Consider the following 15862-nt stretch of genomic DNA (forward strand, 5'->3'; position numbering starts at 1 on the left):
CTCGCTCCGTGAGCCGAGCGGCATGGAAGCCGCGAGAGCCGCCCCCCGCCATGGATGGCGGATGGCGGCGGGCCCACGGAGCGGGACCGGAGTGAAGGAACCCCGACGAAGGAGGGGCCAAACCAGGAGCAGGCACCTTTGGTTACTTGGGGATGGTGCGACTTTCGACTTTTCCAAGTAACTCGCCGAAGGCGAAACCCGAGGCCGTTAGGCCGACGCCTTAGATCTTGATCCTGGTCCTGATCCTGATCTTGATCCTGATCTCAAAGCCTCAACCCGACCCCACCCGCAACCGTAACATCCGCGCCCCGTCAAACGGATCCACCAACCAGTGCCCCTGCACCCCGAAAACCGCCTCCAGCCGCTCAGGCGTCAACACCTCATACGGTGAACCCAACGCCACCAGCCGGCCGCCTGCCATCACCGCCAGACGATCACACCCCAGCGCCTGATTCAAATCATGCAAAGCCATCACCGTCGTCACCGGCAACTGCTGCACCAGCCGCAAAATCGACAACTGCTGCTGAATGTCCAGATGATTGGTCGGCTCATCCAGCAACAACACCTGCGGCCGTTGCGCCAGCGCCCGCGCAATATGCGCTCGCTGCTGCTCACCCCCCGACAACGTATGCCAGGGCCGCTGGGCCAGATGCTGCAGATGCACATCGGCAATCGCCTGGGCCACGATGCGGGTATCGTCCTCGCTCCACGGTCTCAGCGCCGACAGCCAGGGGGTACGCCCCAGCTCCACCGCCTGCTGCAGGCTGATCGAATCGCTGGTCTGCGCGTGTTGCTCCACCACCGCCAACTGTCGGGCGATGACACGCCGGCTCAGCGTCGGCAAACGCTGCCGGCCCAGCCAGACCTCGCCGCGAGTGGGCGTCTGAATGCCGGCCAGCAACTTCAGCAGCGTCGATTTTCCTGAACCATTGGGCCCGACCACGCCGAGGTTTTCCCCCGCGCGGATCGACAGATCAACCCCACACAGCAAATGCTCGCCCTTGACCGAGTAGCTCAGGCCACGCGCCTCGACCATTGCATGGGGTACCTCGTGTCGGGCGTTCATCGGCCGCGGCTCCCGCGCACCAGAATCAACGCAAACACCGGCGCGCCCACCAGCGCCGTGATGACCCCGATGGGCAATACCTGGCCCTTGATCAGCGTGCGCGACAGCACATCGGCGGCAATCATGAACAGCGCGCCGATGAGGGCGCTCAGGGGCAAGAGCCGTGCATGGCGCACGCCCGCCATCAATCGCACTGCGTGGGGAATCACCAGGCCGACGAAGCCGATGGAGCCGACGATCGACACCATCACAGCGGTCATCAACGCGGCGGTGCCGATCAGCACCGCCTGCACCCGGCGCACCGGAATGCCCAGCGAGGCCGCCGAATCGGTGCCAAACGTAAACGCGTCCAGTGATCGTCGGTGCATCAGGCACACCAGCAAACCGAACACCACCACCGGCACCGACAACGCGACCGACGACCAGCGCACGCCGCTGAGATTGCCCAGCAACCAGAACATGATCCCGCGCGCCTGCTCGGCACTGGCCGATTTGGTGATGAGAAAGGACGTCAACGCGTTGAACAATTGAGACCCCGCGATGCCCGCCAGAATGATCTGGGCCGCAGGCGTCTGGCCCCTGGAGGAGCGGGCAAGCAGGGCGACCAGGGCGAAGGCGGCGAGCGCACCGGCGAAGGCACCGGTGGAGAGCGAGACCGTCCCGGCGCCTACGCCGATGATAGCCACCAGCACTGCGCCAGTTGAGGCTCCGGCGGATATCCCCAACAGATAAGGGTCCGCCAGCGGGTTGCGCAGCAACGACTGCAGCACCACCCCCGACACCGCCAGCCCCGCACCGCAGGTAGCAGCAACGATGGCCCGGGTCAGACGGTAATTCCAGACGATCCCTTCATCGATCGGGTCCAGCGCATAGCCCGCCGCCCAGAGCTTGTTCGCCAGCACCTGAACAATCACCGACAGGCTGATGGAGGTCTCGCCGATCGCAACCCCGGCGAGCACCGCCAGGATCAGCAGCACGCTGGCCCAGACACCATGGGCGCACAGCCGGGCCAGGTTCGCGTGACGTTTACTCGATCGCATCATCGGGCGAGGGTGGCCTGGGCGAGTTGCTCGATCCCGTCGAACAGCCTGACGCTGGACTCCATCGCGCTGGCGTCCATGATCACGATGCGGTTGTTCTTGACCGCGTCCATGTTACGCGTGACCGGATCGGAGCGGAGAAACGCCAGTTTCTTTTCATGGTCATCGGCCGGGAATCGACGACGGTCCATGCGAGCAATGACCAGCACGTCGGGGTTGGCCTTGGCGATGGTTTCCCAGCCCACGGTGGGCCACTCCTCGTCGGAGTCAATGACGTTGCGCATGCCCAGGGTGTCGAGCATGAAGTTGGGGATGCCCTTGCGCCCGGCTACATAGGGGTCGACGTTGAGGTCCGGGCTGGAAAACCAGAACAGCGCCGACACAGGCTGGCCATCATGGGTGCTTGCCTGGGTGACGGCATGGGCCAGACGCTGCTGGTAGCGGGTGATCAATTGTTCGCCGCGATCTTGAACATCGTAGATCTGCGCGAGTTGACGCAGGCTCTTGTACAGCGTGTCGACGCGGAAGGCCTCGAGACGGGTACCGTCGGCGCCGACGCGGTTGTTTTTGCCCTCGCAGTCGGAGGGCAGGATGTACGTCGGGATGTGCAGATCCTGAAACTGCTCGCGGGTGCCGACTGCGCCTTGTGGCCCGACCATCCATTCGAACTGCACGGGGACGAAATCCGGACGCTTGCCAATCACCGATTCGAAGCTTGGCGCGTTGTCGGCCAGACGATCAATATTGTCGTTGAGTGCCTGGTATTCGGGCAGCACCGGATTGAACCACAGTGACGTGCCGACGACCTGTTTGCCCAGCCCCAGCGCATACAGCATCTCGGTGGCGGCCTGGCCGATGGTCACGGTTTTTTGCGGGGCATGGGTGATGGTCAGCGTCTGGCCACAATTGTCCACGCTCAGCGGGTAAGCCGTTGAGGCGGCGAGGGCAGCGGTAGGCAGCGTCAGGGTGACGAGCAGGGCAGCGAGGCGGCGCAGCGGCATGACAGCGATCTCCGGAAAGCCTGAATGCTGGCGAAGCAGGCGCTGGAAAGGTCATCCCGACAGGCCGGCCATGGGAACGGCAAGCGCAGGGTTCGCGCAACGGGCGAACGGGTGTCCTTCCCCGGACACCCCGCCGGTGAATGAATAAGCTGGCCGGCAGGTCTCCTGACTGGCGCATCAATGCCGTGCTTCGGCCTTCCCGGGGAAACCCCAGTGGCGAACAGCAAGCAGGGCTCAGCGCCTACAGTTGCGGGGGCAGTTCCATTTCAGCACGAGGGCTCGCGCCTTTGGATTCCCTATTAATTCCGAGTGGAAACCGGCGTCGGGCATACTAAACGATTCAACCCGCCGAGGCGAATGCGGCGGGTGATACGCCAGACCACGAGAACCAATGCGCGACGGCAACGCTTCTTGCGCCTAAGGCTGCGCCTTATAACCGCCCCCCAAGAGCCAAGCGTCAAGCGCCGTAAGCCGTAAGCCGAACGCCGAACGCCGAACGCCGAACGCCGAACGCACAACGCCAACCGCCACCCGCCGAACGCGAGACGGGGCGCATCAAAATACGCGGGCTGATGAGGCGCATACGGTCTGTAGGAGCCGGCTTGCTGGCGAAAGCGGTGTGTCATACGTGGATTTCCCGCCTGACACCGCGGGTTCGCCAGCAAGCCGGCTCCTACAGTGAGTGGGGCGTTCAACCCATTACGCCGTAGGGGATGAAAAAGTCGATGGAACAAGTTTGAGTGGCTACAGCTTAAACGGCCAGCCGATCATCTTCTTGGTTCTGGGCGGCGCATACGTCCGTACCTTCGAAGTCTTCAGGCCCAGACGCACCAGCGACTCGGCCAGCGCCACCGCTGCCGTCACCCCATCCACCACCGGCACACCCGCGCTCCCGCGTATCTGCTGATCCAGTCCGGCCATGCCGCCGCAGCCCAGGCAAATCACCTCGGCCTTGTCCTCGTTTACCGCTTCGAGCGCCTGGGCAACGATCGCTTCAATCGCCCGTTGCGGCGACGCTTCAAGCTCTAGCACGCTCATGCCACTGGCCCTCACCGACGCGCAACGCTCGTACACCCCGGCGAGTTTCAGGCGGTCCTCGATCAAGGGCACCGTGCGATCCAGCGTAGTCACCACCGAATATTTATGGCCCAGCAACATCGCCAGGCTGGCGGCAGCCTCGGTGATGTCCACCACCGGCACCTCCAGCAATTCCTGCAGCCCCTCGCGGCCGTGTTCACCGTAGCCGGCCTGAATCACTGCGTCGTAAGGGCCCTCGTAGGACATCACGCGGTCCATCACCGCAATGGCCGCCAGGTAGCTTTCAAAATTGCCTTCCACCGACTCGGCGCCAAAGCGCGGAGTCAGGCCGATGATCTCGGTGCCGGGGGACGCGACACTGCGGGCCTGCTCGGCGATGGCCTGGGTCATGGACTCGGTGGTGTTGACGTTGACGATGAGGATTCGCATGGACAACTCTCGCGCTGGAAACCGTTGCCGGGCGTCTGGCCCGGCGTTTGCAGCACGATATCAGGCTTTCATCGGCACGGGCGCCTGCAGGGCGATGAAGCCCTGATCGCGCATGGCCTGCCAGAACCCGTCGGGGACTTGCGCGTTCAGTGCGGTGACGTCTTCGATAATCCGCGAAGGCCGGCTTGCACCCGGAATGACCGCCGCCACCAGCGGGTTGGCGAGGACAAACTGCAGCGCGGCCGACTTGATGTCCACCTGATACTGGCGGGCGATCTCCTGAATGTGCGCGACCTTGTCGAGCATCGCCTGCGACGCTTCCTGATACTCGAAATGCTTGCCACCCACCAGCACGCCGGAACTGTAAGGCCCGCCCGCGACGAACTCGGCGTTGTGTTGCCGGGCTTTGTCGAGCAGCCGCTGCAAAGGCTGCTCGTGATCCAGCAGCGAATAGCGCCCGGCCAGCAGGAAGCCATCGGGCTGCGCTTCTTCCAGATCCAGGGTCAGCTCGCACGGTTCGACGCGGTTGACGCCCAGCCCCCAGGCCTTGATCACGCCTTCTTCGCGCAGGCGGGTGAGGGCGCGGAAAGCACCGGTGCGGGCGATGTTGAAATGTTCGATCCAGGCATCGCCGTGGGCATCCTGGGCGACGTCATGCACGAACACGATGTCCAGACGATCGGTGTTGAGCCGCTTCAGGCTGGCTTCGATGGAGCGCAACGTGGCGTCGGCTGAATAGTCCGTGACGATCTTGTTCTTCAAGCCCTCGGCAAACGGCCCGCTGCGCGTCTCGGTGTCGATTTCGTCGGAGATCAGACGGCCGACTTTGGTGCTCAGGGTGTACTGGTCACGCGGGATGCCGGCCAACGCCTTGCCCAGGCGCTGCTCGGACAGGCCGGCGCCATAGATGGGCGCGGTGTCGAAGTAGCGAATGCCCTGATCCCAGGCAGACTGAACGGTGGCTGCGGCTTCTTCTTCGTCGATGGTGCGGAACATGTTGCCCAGCGGCGCGGAGCCGAAGCCCAGGCGGCCGATGATCTTGTCATGCAGACTCATGGAATGTGTCCTGTGCAGAGTAAATTGATGTCGCAGACGGTTAGGAGTGTCGTGCGGACAGGCGTTATTAACTGAGTGCTGGCCGTAGTGAGAGTTCTGGAAAAAGCATGGCTGGTTGCTGTGCAACTTTCGTGACCGACAGTGCTTCAAATCATCTGCCACACTTGGCAAGCGACGCCCGGACATCCTGAGCGACCTCCGGGATTTTCCTACCATTCAAGGAAACCGCCATGCAAAACCACCCTCACGCCTCCGCTGCGGTACACCCCGGCCACGTTCATCAACCGTTGGAAGACGACGCGGAAATGGACGTCGATAACGATCCTGGCAACGAAGACCCGGGCTCTCAGTTCGACCGTGATGCCACTGTCCCGCTGATCGATCCCGACGAGTAGATACGTCGTTGGGATAGGGGCCGGCGTTCGCGGCCCCTTCGATTTACATATGTACTTCAACCGCCAGCGGCAGATGATCCGACAGGTGCGTCCACGGCCGCGTGCCGAGGATCATCGGCTGGTGGCTGGTGGCGTTGCGCAAGTAGATGCGGTCAAGGCGCAGCATCGGGAAGCGCGCGGGGTAGGTCTTCGCCAGACGGCCGTCAGCGCGTTCAAAGGCCTCGTGCAGATAGCCGCAACGCTGCAGGCGTTTGTTGCCCTGCAGCTGCCAGTCGTTGAAGTCGCCAGCGATGACCACCGGGGCATCGTCGGGCAGCGAGTCAAGCAAATCGCAGAGCAGATTCAACTGCAGCTGCCGGTGGCTCTCAAGCAGGCTCAAGTGGACGCAAATGGCGTGCACTTCAGCGTGGCCAGGCACTTGCAGCACGCAGTGCAACAAGCCGCGACGCTCCGGCCCGGTGATCGAGATGTCGAGGTTGCGGTAATGCAGGATCGGGTATTTGGACAGTATCGCGTTGCCATGGTGACCGTCAGGGTAGACCGCGTTACGGCCGTAGGCGAAGTCCGTCCACATGCTGTCGGCAAGGAATTCGTAGTGCGGCGTATCAGGCCAGTCTTCGTACTTGGCGGCGTGGCGGTCATGACCACCGAGGACTTCCTGGAGAAACACCAGGTCCGCGCCCGTGCTGCGTACGGCTTCACGCAGTTCCGGGAGGATGAAGCGCCGATTCAAGGCGGTGAAGCCTTTATGCGTGTTGACCGTCAGCACGCGCAATTTGTGGACCTCGCGCAACGAGGCCGGGTCCGGAGGGGTAGCGTTCAGGCCAGCGGGATCAGGGGTCACGCCCTCACTCCTGTTCGGGGGATGTGCTAGTTCGGACCGAAGCGCGCGTCGGCAGTTCAGCTTTTAACCGGACCGAGGCTTACCTGGCAATGTCGGCGCGAGGTGCGCCGCGGCTCCACTGCGGCGCCGCGGCCTTCCTCAGACACGCGTGTCGATGGGCGCGCGGCGTGAGAGCACCACCGCCAGCGTCAAGGCTGATACCGAGAGCAGGGCGGCGAAGAAGAAAATCCAGTCATAGCCCATGCCCAATGCCACCGCACCCATGAGCGGGCCGGCGATGGCCAGCGCCAGATCAAAGAACACTGCGTAGGCGCTGAGGCCTGCGCCACGACTGCTGTTGGGCACCTGTTTGATGGCCTCGACGCCGAGCGCCGGGTACACCAGCGACAGGCCGAAGCCGGTCAGGCCTGCGCCGATCAGGGCAAAAGTTGTGTCGGGTGCCAGCCACAACAGCACCAGGCCGACAGTCTCCACGGTCATGCAGGTGATGGCCGAGCGAAACCCGCCAAAGCGGTTGATGGCATTGATGAACAGCAAGCGCGCCACAATGAAGCAGATACCGAAAACGGTCAGGCACCACGCGGCGCCTTCCCAGCCACGGGCGACATAGAACAACGTGATGAACGTAGTGAGCGTGCCGTAGCCGATGGAAGAGAGGGTCAGGCTCAGGCCAAACGGCGCCACCCGGCCAAACACGGAGAAGAACGGCAGGCGTTCACCGCGCACCACCGGGATCGCCGGTTTTTTGCGGATCAGCAGCAAGGCACCGGCTGCCAGCACAAACAGCACCACGCCCAGGCTGGCAAAGCCCAGCGCGCCGACCATCACCACGCCCAGTGGAGCGCCAATGGCAATGGCGCCATAGGACGCAATGCCGTTCCATGAAATCGAGCGGGCGGTGTGCTCTGCGCCCACCTGACCGATGCACCAACTGATGGTGCCGACACCGATCAGCCCCTGTGAGGCGCCGAGAAACAGGCGAGCGATGATCAGAATGGTCAGGCTGACGCCGGCGAAGCGTTCCAGCAACACCGCGGCCAGGGTCAACACGCCGCTCAGGGCGATGCCCGAGAGCCCATAGACGATGGCGCGCTTGGTGCCAATGGTGTCGCAGATACGGCCTGCCACCGGACGGCTCAAGAGGGTCGCCAGGTACTGCGCACCAATCACCAGCCCGGCGATCACTGCGCTGAACCCCAACTGGTTATGCACGTAGCCGGGCATCACGGCGATGGGCAGCCCGATGCACAGGAACGCGATGAAGGTGTAGACGACGATGGAGACGATTTGCAGTGTGATCGCCATGGAGCTGGCGTCACTGACAGACGGATTGGGCGGCAGGGCGGCAGACATGAGGACTCTTCGCTGGAGCGGTGGGAGTACCGCATCATCGCGCGCGGTGTCGGGAAATGAAAGCTGGCTAACGATATTCTCTGCAGGTAATCCCGAAGAGCTTCCCCGCTGAAGCCGGTCCCACTAAGCGCTGCACCGTGGGACCGGCTTTAGCCGGGAAGCTGTTGAGGCAACCGCGCTTGTCTCTGTGGGACCGGCTTCAGCCGGGAAGCTGTTAGCGCCTTAATCGTTGGCTGAATGCCGCGCGCCTTACCAAAACAAAAAGCCCCGTCGCTGTGGACGGGGCTTGTGGTTCAGCAGGTCTGGGTCAGCACCATGGCGTTGATCAGAACGCGACGCCCTGACTGCGCAGGTAATCGTCGTAAGTGCCGCTGAAGTCGGTCACGCCGCTTGGGCTCAGCTCGATGATGCGCGTGGCCAGGGACGACACGAACTCGCGGTCGTGGCTGACGAAGATCAGCGTGCCCGGGTAGTTCTCCAGCGCCAGGTTCAACGCCTCGATCGACTCCATGTCCAGGTGGTTGGTCGGCTCGTCCATGATCAGCACGTTCGGCTTCTGCAGGATCAGCTTGCCGAACAGCATGCGGCCTTGCTCACCACCGGAGATGACCTTGACCGACTTGAGGATCTCGTCGTTGGAGAACAGCATCCGGCCGAGGGTGCCGCGGATGACCTGCTCACCTTGCGTCCATTGCCCCATCCAGTCGAACAGCGTGACATCGTCTTCGAAGTCGTGCGCGTGGTCCTGGGCGTAGTAACCCAGCTCTGCCGCGTCGGTCCACTTGATCGTGCCGGCGTCCGGGGTCAGTTCATTGACCAGCGTGCGCAGCAGGGTGGTTTTACCGATACCGTTCGGGCCGATGATCGCCACGCGCTCGCCCGCTTCAACCTGGAAGCTGAAGTTCTTGAACAGCGGCTTGCCGTCGAAGCCCTTGGCCATTTGGTCAATGATGACCGCCTGACGGTGCAGCTTCTTGTTCTGATCAAAGCGGATGAACGGGCTCACGCGGCTCGAAGGCTTGACCTCGGCCAGCTGGATCTTGTCGATCGCCTTGGCGCGGGAGGTGGCCTGCTTGGCTTTCGAGGCGTTAGCCGAGAAGCGGCTGACGAACGATTGCAGCTCGGAGATCTGGGCTTTCTTCTTGGCGTTGTCCGACAGCAACTGCTCGCGGGACTGGGTCGCCACGGTCATGTATTCGTCGTAGTTGCCCGGGAACAGGCGCAGCTCGCCGTAATCCAGGTCAGCCATGTGGGTGCACACGCTGTTGAGGAAGTGACGGTCGTGAGAAATGATGATCATCAGGCTGGAGCGCTGGGTCAGCACGTTTTCCAGCCAGCGGATGGTGTTGATGTCCAGGTGGTTGGTCGGTTCGTCGAGCAACAGCACTTCAGGGTCGGAGAACAACGCCTGCGCCAGCAATACGCGCAGTTTCCAGCCTGGGGAAACCTCGCTCATCGGGCCAAAGTGCTGCTCGATGCCGATGCCCAGACCGAGCAACAGCTCGCCGGCACGGGACTCTGCCGTGTAGCCGTCCATCTCGGCGAATTCGGTTTCGAGTTCGGCAACGGCCATGCCGTCTTCTTCGGTCATCTCGGGCAGCGAGTAGATACGATCGCGCTCGGCCTTGACCTTCCACAGCTCTTCGTGGCCCATGATCACGGTGTCGATCACCGTGAAATCTTCGTAGGCGAACTGGTCCTGGCGCAACTTACCCAGACGCACGTTTGGCTCGAGCATGACCTGCCCGCCGGACGGCTCAAGATCCCCACCCAGGATTTTCATGAAGGTGGACTTGCCACAGCCATTGGCGCCGATGAGGCCGTAGCGATTGCCACCGCCGAATTTGACCGAAACGTTCTCGAACAGCGGTTTGGCGCCAAACTGCATGGTGATGTTAGCTGTGGAAATCAATGACCTTACCTATCAATGGGTTGCGGGTTGCCGGATCTGGCCTTGGGCCAATCCTGAGGCACTTCAGAGTTTTTCAATTTGCCCCAATCGCCGCCGGAGCCGGGCCAGCGCGCATATGTCGAGAGCAGCATCTGGACTGAGTGTCCGAGCTGTTGGGCGATAAAGAGGGGAATTCATTCCAGACATTGCGCATAGTGTCGCATAAGTATGACGACAGTTGTACGGGGGGCGTTGCTCAAACCGCCTTGCCGGAGGGGCAATCCCGCTTCTTTGAGCCGCCCGTCGTCACCACTGTATATCTGTCATCGAGCTCATTCGGGCTCGGCGGGTGCTTGCGCTGGCATCGCCGGTCTGTGGCCGGCGGTATGCTCAGGCGCGAAAAGCCCGCCATTTGGCGGGCCCCGACTGATGCTGTCTGTCAGTAGTACATGTCCTCAACTTTGCGCTTTTCCAGCGTGTAGGCTTTCAGGTCAATCTCATTGGACGAAAGCTTCGAATCGAGCCGGTCCATGTCGCGCCGTTTCAGGCTGGCAACGTGGGCCTTGGACGCCTGATAGTTGATCGACTCGGCCGCATCGTAGCCACTGACCGGGTCCCAGAGGATGGAAACTGGCCATAGCAGCAGGTTGACGACGCCCCAACCGCAAGCGCGGCCGTAGAAGGACCCGCCGCCGGGCAGCAGCCCCAAGCCGGCCGCCAGGCCCGGACTTTTCTCTTGAACATCGAGGTGGTTGGCCCGATAGGCCGCCAGCTCTGACTCTTGAACCGAATTCAAGCCGGAGGCGCACCCGGCGGTCAAAGCCAGCAAAGCAGCGGCAGATAAATTGCGAAGAGCGTGCATCTGAATTCCCTATATCCATGATCCCCCAGCCGGTGCCCGGCTGAGCGGCCGCGGATTCTACTCGGTCCGTCGCGTAGTGTGATGGCATTAGGCCTTTTTATTTTCGACGCGGGGCACAAAAGCCGGACGCCCACGCCGCGCGGGGCAGCCCGGCGACGATGAACGTTTGAGCAAACGTCAATGCTCGCGCGCACTGCGCGCCGTCCACCACCGGATCAGGCGTGCTCGACCACCGACTTGGGTTTATTCACCGTCGTATGATGGGAAAACACGATGCAGCCGATGAGGCGGGAAAACAGGCCGAGGGTTTCGACGAGGTCCGGGTCTTCGAAGGCGCTGGCCTTGGAGTCGAGCAGGCACAGCGCGCCGAACAACTGGCCGTCCGGGAGGGTGATCGGCACGCCGATGTAGCTCTCGATCGCATAGCGCTTCACCACAGGGCGGCCGGCGTAGCGGTCGCTCTGGCTGATGCTGGGGATGATCAGCGCCTGTGGATTTTGGCGCAGCTCGTTGCAAAGCGTCGTTTCCAGTTCGAGCACTTCGCCTTCCTCTATGCCGATGTGGATCTCGTCATAGACCGCACACGCAACCCATTGCGATTCAGTGAACTTGGCGATGCCGGCAAAGCGCATACCGGTCAGTCGCGTCACCAGCTTGAGGATGTTGGTGGTTGCTTCAACTTCGGCGATGGCCGAACGCTCGGCAATGGTCAGCAAATCCGGGCAGAGCAAGGAATCCAAAGCCATTGTCGGCTCCATGTCAATGTGGGGTGGCGGCCGGGCGGGGCCACACATGACGCGCAGATTAGCATTTTGTAGGGCGAGCGTATCTGCCGCTCGGCACGGTGCGACCATTTGCCATGGCAGGCCCGGTTGAAACCGGGCGGGGCATTTAGAGTTGGTGGGTAAAGCGCTGCACCGCACCGACCACTTGGCGCGCGCCTTCCTGGATCTCGACGATCACGCTGCCGGCCTGGTTGGCCAGCGACAGGCCTTGCTCCGCCTGGCTGCGCGTGCTGCCCATGTCCCTGACCACATCATCCACCAGCTTCTGGTTTTGCTGCACGACCGCAACGATCTCCTCGGTTGCGGTGCTGGTGCGCCCGGCAAGCTGACGGACCTCGTCGGCGACCACCGCAAAGCCACGGCCTTGCTCGCCGGCTCGCGCGGCTTCGATGGCGGCGTTGAGTGCCAGCAGGTTGGTTTGCTGAGCGATGCCGCCGATCGTCTGCACGATGGTGCTGATCAGCAGTGACTGTTTGCCCAGTGCCTCCATGCCATGGGAGGCGGAGAGCATCTGGTCGGCAATGCCGTTCATGGTTTCCACAGTATCGTTGATGACCGCCGCCCCGCGCTGCGCCGAGACGTCGGTGCGCTGGGAGATCTCGAACGCTGTCCCGGCCGCGACGTTGATTTCGGCTTCGCGCCGAACCTGATCGGTGATCACCGTTGCGAACTTGACCACTTTGTACAACTCGCCCTGGGTGTCATGCACCGGGTTGTAGGTTGCTTCCAGCCATACCTCTTCGCCGCGGCTGTTGATGCGCTTGAAGCGGTCAGCGACGAACTCGCCGTTGTTCAGGCGTTTCCAGAAGGCGCGGTATTCTTCGGTGGCTGCAAATTTCGGGTCGCAGAACAGGCTGTGATGTTTGCCGACGATCTGCTCGGTGCTGTAGCCCATTTCCTTGAGAAACGACTGGTTGGCCTTGAGCACGTGACCGCTGAGGTCAAACTCGATGACGGCGGTGGAACGCAGCAGTGCGTTGATGAATGACTCGTTCTCCCGGGCCTTGTTGATTTCCTGGGTGACATTGGTGGCCAGGCACTTCAACGCGATCAGGCGGCCTTGTTCGTCCTTGAACGGCGACCAGGTCGCGCGGATCCAGATCAGGGAACCATTCTTGCTGATGAACCGATAGTTGTCGGTCACTGCGGTGCCGTTGGCCGCCGCTGCTTTGAAGTCGCGGAAGCAAGGCATGGTCGCCACATAGGTCGGCACGAACGACGCCATGGGCTTGCCGATCAGTTCATCTGCCGAATAGCCGATCGCGGCGCAGAATTTCGCGTTCGCATCCGAGATACGTAGTTCTGAATCCACGCTCAGCGAGAGCATTTCATTCATCAAAGCATCATGGAAATGCTTGAGCGTGATGAGCTCTGCGCTAAGGGTGGACACTTGCTTTTTGATCCGGGAATTAAACATCTGCTGCTCCGTGAATAGGCTCCATCCCCTGATGTCGGCGTTTGGATCCCGAAATTAAGTCCGATCGTCTGAATTTTTTATAGACAAGCTGGGGCAGGAGGGAGGCGAATCGAGGAATTGCGGACAAGAAAAAGCCCGCGATGGGGGGTGCGGGCTTAAAGTCAGTCTTGGAGGAGCAAATGAAGAGTACCGCCCTCAATGTGAAAAACCTGTGAACACATCTCAACAACGCTTAGTAAATAGCATCGCTCAAAAATGCCTTCACGATGGACTTCGCTGAAGGGCTGACTTTCTGATCGCCCAGCTCCTTGGTCGTGAACCATTTACAGTCAGCGATCTCATTGTGGGGTGCCGGGGTTGCGATCATCGTCACCGACACTTCAAAGACGTGATGCAGCACCGCGCCACCCTCGAAGCGGGTCACGTAGGCCAGGTCTTCCAGGATAAGCCCGGTTTCCTCCCGCAGCTCGCGCGCGGCGGCCTGTGCCGGCGATTCGTCGGCCTCGACCTTGCCGCCCGGCAGCGTCCAGCGTGCTTTGGGTTTGCGCACATAGAGAATCCGGTTGTCCCGGCGGCAAATCACTGTGGCTCGTTCTTTCATTGGCATTTCTCCACCGCTCAACCCCGTAAAGACTCCGGCTATCCCTGCGCGTTCACGTGGTTGTCATAAAAGCTTCATAAACCATTGGAAGCACTAACGGTGCCAATGTTCCGTTGACTCTTATGAATCGGCCGATGTTCAGAAAATCGTAGCTGCTTGTGGTCTTTTCCGATCGTTTCCACCTGCCATCGGCATTGAAGGTGATGGGCGGTAGAGGATGCTGCTGCTTCATGCGCGTTATTGGCGCGCACCGCACATTCGTGGGGCCTGAGTGTGGGGCGATGTGGCCATCCGTAGCGGCCAATTCGGCGCATGTCCATCCGTATCGAGACCAACTGACTGCCGGGAGAGCGCAAATAGTTGAAACGCTTGCAGTTCTTCACGCTTCTTTCCGCGCCTGGGTCTGTGGCACACTTTCTGCTGTCTATTCCGTTGTGGCAAACAGCGTTCCGCTATAGCGGAATTAACATGACGGTTGGAGGTTCTCTCATGCGGCGCGGATTCCTTTCTATGAAAGCTTGTGCACTGGCCCTGATGACAGCAGCGACGTTCGCGACGACGGCCTTCGCTGCCGACAGCAAGCTCGACAGCGTCTTGCAGCGCGGTCATTTGATCGTCGGGACAGGAAGCACCAATGCTCCCTGGCACTTCCAGGGGGCGGACGGCAAGCTGCAGGGCTTTGATATCGACATCGCGCGCATGGTCGCCAAAGGGCTGTTCAACGACCCGAGTAAAGTCGAGTTCGTGGTGCAGTCGTCCGACGCACGGATACCGAACCTTCTGACCGACAAGGTGGACATGAGCTGCCAGTTCATCACCGTCACCGCCAGCCGCGCGCAGCAGGTGGCTTTCACCTTGCCGTATTACCGCGAAGGCGTCGCACTGCTGTTGCCGACCAACAGCAAGTACAAGGAGATCGACGATCTCAAGGGCGCAGGGGACGGCGTCACGGTTGCCGTGCTGCAAAACGTCTACGCCGAGGAATTGGTGCACCAGGCGCTGCCCAAGGCCAAGGTCGATCAATACGACAGCGTCGATCTGATGTACCAGGCCATCAATTCCGGTCGCGCTGATGCCGCCGCCACCGATCAGTCTTCGGTCAAGTACCTGATGGTGCAGAACCCCGGTCGCTATCGCTCGCCGTCGTTTGCCTGGAGCCCGCAAACCTACGCCTGCGCCGTCAAGCGTGGCGATCAGGACTGGCTGAACTTCGTCAACACCGCACTGCATGAAGCCATGACGGGTGTGGAATTTCCGGCCTACGCCGAGTCGTTCAAGAAGTGGTTCGGCGTGGATCTGCCGACCCCTGCGATCGGCTTTCCGATGGAATACAAATAACGCGGCGCGGCTTACATGACTTTCTGAAGGGGTAGGGATGGCCGTGTTGCCGTCCCGTCCCAGGACTTGCTGACCATGAATTATCAGCTGAATTTTGCCGCCGTCTGGCGGGATTTCCCCAGTTTGCTCGCGGGGCTGGGGCTCGGCCTTGAGCTGGCCCTGATCTCGATTGCCATCGGTTGCGTGATCGGCATGATGGCGGCGTTCGCCATGCTTTCACGGTACCGCGCATTGCGGGTGGTAGCGTCCATATACGTAACGGTGGTGCGCAATACGCCCATCCTGGTGCTGATCCTGTTGATCTACTTCGCCTTGCCGGGGATGGGCATTCGTCTGGACAAGATCCCGTCGTTTATTGTGACGCTGTCACTGTATGCCGGCGCTTACCTGACCGAAGTGTTTCGTGCAGGCCTGCTGAGCATCCACAAGGGCCAGCGCGAGGCCGGGCTGGCGATCGGCCTTGGCGAGTGGCAGGTGCGTGCTTACATCGTGGTGCCGGTGATGCTGCGCAACGTGTTGCCGGCGCTGTCCAATAATTTCATTTCCTTGTTCAAGGACACGTCCCTGGCCGCCGCGATTGCCGTGCCGGAACTGACCTATTACGCGCGCAAGATCAACGTCGAGAGCTACCGGGTGATAGAAACCTGGCTGGTGACCACGGCGCTGTACGTCGCGGCCTGTTACCTCATTGCCATGCTGCTGCGCTACCTCGAACAGCGCCTGGCGATTCGCCGCTAGGAGGCCCT

General features: G+C 61.6%; 15 protein-coding genes, 2 pseudogenes and 1 riboswitch. Of the genes and pseudogenes, 3 read left to right on the forward strand and 14 right to left on the reverse strand.

The window, feature by feature from the left end:
• Positions 1-271: 271 nt before the first annotated feature.
• The 5 genes from LT42_RS02880 to LT42_RS02900 form a co-directional block, all read right to left on the reverse strand.
• The gene (locus LT42_RS02880) at positions 272-1066 is read right to left on the reverse strand and encodes an ABC transporter ATP-binding protein (RefSeq protein WP_037009785.1); all 795 of its coding nucleotides are present in this window, start codon (positions 1064-1066) and stop codon (positions 272-274) included.
• Positions 1063-2106 carry a FecCD family ABC transporter permease gene (locus tag LT42_RS02885; RefSeq protein ID WP_052075242.1) on the reverse strand — a complete coding sequence of 348 codons (1044 nt, stop codon included), beginning with the start codon at positions 2104-2106 and terminating at the stop codon, positions 1063-1065. Before LT42_RS02885 ends, LT42_RS02880 begins: the two co-directional genes overlap by 4 nt.
• Positions 2106-3107, reverse strand: coding sequence for an ABC transporter substrate-binding protein (locus LT42_RS02890; RefSeq protein ID WP_037009787.1), 1002 nt, complete (start codon positions 3105-3107; stop codon positions 2106-2108). The genes LT42_RS02885 and LT42_RS02890 overlap by 1 nt, the downstream gene beginning before the upstream one ends.
• A gap of 138 nt (positions 3108-3245) precedes the next feature.
• Positions 3246-3443, reverse strand: a riboswitch (cobalamin riboswitch).
• Positions 3444-3851: 408 nt separating this feature from the next.
• Entirely contained in the window at positions 3852-4574 is a 723-nt protein-coding gene (locus LT42_RS02895) for an aspartate/glutamate racemase family protein (protein WP_037009789.1), read from the reverse strand.
• A 60-nt stretch (positions 4575-4634) separates the two neighbouring features.
• On the reverse strand, positions 4635-5630 hold the full coding sequence (locus tag LT42_RS02900; protein ID WP_037009792.1) for an aldo/keto reductase: 996 nt from the start codon (positions 5628-5630) through the stop codon (positions 4635-4637).
• Positions 5631-5860: 230 nt separating this feature from the next.
• Here LT42_RS02900 and LT42_RS25980 point away from each other — a divergent pair, with 230 nt between their 5' ends.
• Complete coding sequence (locus LT42_RS25980) at positions 5861-6025, forward strand: hypothetical protein (RefSeq protein WP_162835387.1); 165 nt, start codon at positions 5861-5863, stop codon at positions 6023-6025.
• 43 nt (positions 6026-6068) lie between these two features.
• Here the strand turns inward: LT42_RS25980 and LT42_RS02905 are convergent, their stop codons facing one another.
• From LT42_RS02905 to LT42_RS02935, 9 genes and pseudogenes are all read right to left on the reverse strand, one after another.
• On the reverse strand, positions 6069-6848 hold the full coding sequence (locus tag LT42_RS02905; RefSeq protein ID WP_052075243.1) for an endonuclease/exonuclease/phosphatase family protein: 780 nt from the start codon (positions 6846-6848) through the stop codon (positions 6069-6071).
• A gap of 159 nt (positions 6849-7007) precedes the next feature.
• On the reverse strand, positions 7008-8222 hold the full coding sequence (locus LT42_RS02910) for an MFS transporter (protein ID WP_037009795.1): 1215 nt from the start codon (positions 8220-8222) through the stop codon (positions 7008-7010).
• A gap of 325 nt (positions 8223-8547) precedes the next feature.
• A complete protein-coding gene (locus LT42_RS02915; RefSeq protein ID WP_081955294.1) occupies positions 8548-10134 on the reverse strand; it encodes an ABC-F family ATPase in 1587 nt (528 codons plus the stop codon).
• A 5-nt stretch (positions 10135-10139) separates the two neighbouring features.
• A pseudogene (locus LT42_RS26150) lies at positions 10140-10368 on the reverse strand (hypothetical protein); the annotation flags it as partial.
• A 184-nt stretch (positions 10369-10552) separates the two neighbouring features.
• Complete coding sequence (locus LT42_RS02920) at positions 10553-10975, reverse strand: hypothetical protein (RefSeq protein WP_037009799.1); 423 nt, start codon at positions 10973-10975, stop codon at positions 10553-10555.
• Between the two features lie 215 nt (positions 10976-11190).
• Positions 11191-11721, reverse strand: a complete 531-nt coding sequence (locus LT42_RS02925) for a GAF domain-containing protein (RefSeq protein ID WP_037009802.1) — start codon at positions 11719-11721, stop codon at positions 11191-11193.
• Between the two features lie 145 nt (positions 11722-11866).
• Positions 11867-12469, reverse strand: coding sequence for a methyl-accepting chemotaxis protein (locus LT42_RS26415; RefSeq protein ID WP_420806887.1), 603 nt, complete (start codon positions 12467-12469; stop codon positions 11867-11869).
• Positions 12449-13177, reverse strand: a pseudogene (locus tag LT42_RS26420) (PAS domain-containing protein); the annotation flags it as partial. The gene LT42_RS26415 and the pseudogene LT42_RS26420, both read right to left, overlap by 21 nt.
• Positions 13178-13409: 232 nt before the next feature.
• On the reverse strand, positions 13410-13778 hold the full coding sequence (locus tag LT42_RS02935) for an NUDIX hydrolase (RefSeq protein WP_037009808.1): 369 nt from the start codon (positions 13776-13778) through the stop codon (positions 13410-13412).
• Positions 13779-14288: 510 nt separating this feature from the next.
• Here LT42_RS02935 and LT42_RS02940 point away from each other — a divergent pair.
• Positions 14289-15116, forward strand: a complete 828-nt coding sequence (locus LT42_RS02940) for a transporter substrate-binding domain-containing protein (RefSeq protein ID WP_420806873.1) — start codon at positions 14289-14291, stop codon at positions 15114-15116.
• Between the two features lie 75 nt (positions 15117-15191).
• Entirely contained in the window at positions 15192-15854 is a 663-nt protein-coding gene (locus tag LT42_RS02945) for an amino acid ABC transporter permease (RefSeq protein ID WP_037009812.1), read from the forward strand.
• Positions 15855-15862: the final 8 nt, after the last annotated feature.

Source organism: Pseudomonas lutea, from assembly GCF_000759445.1.
In the GTDB taxonomy this organism is placed as follows: domain Bacteria; phylum Pseudomonadota; class Gammaproteobacteria; order Pseudomonadales; family Pseudomonadaceae; genus Aquipseudomonas; species Aquipseudomonas lutea.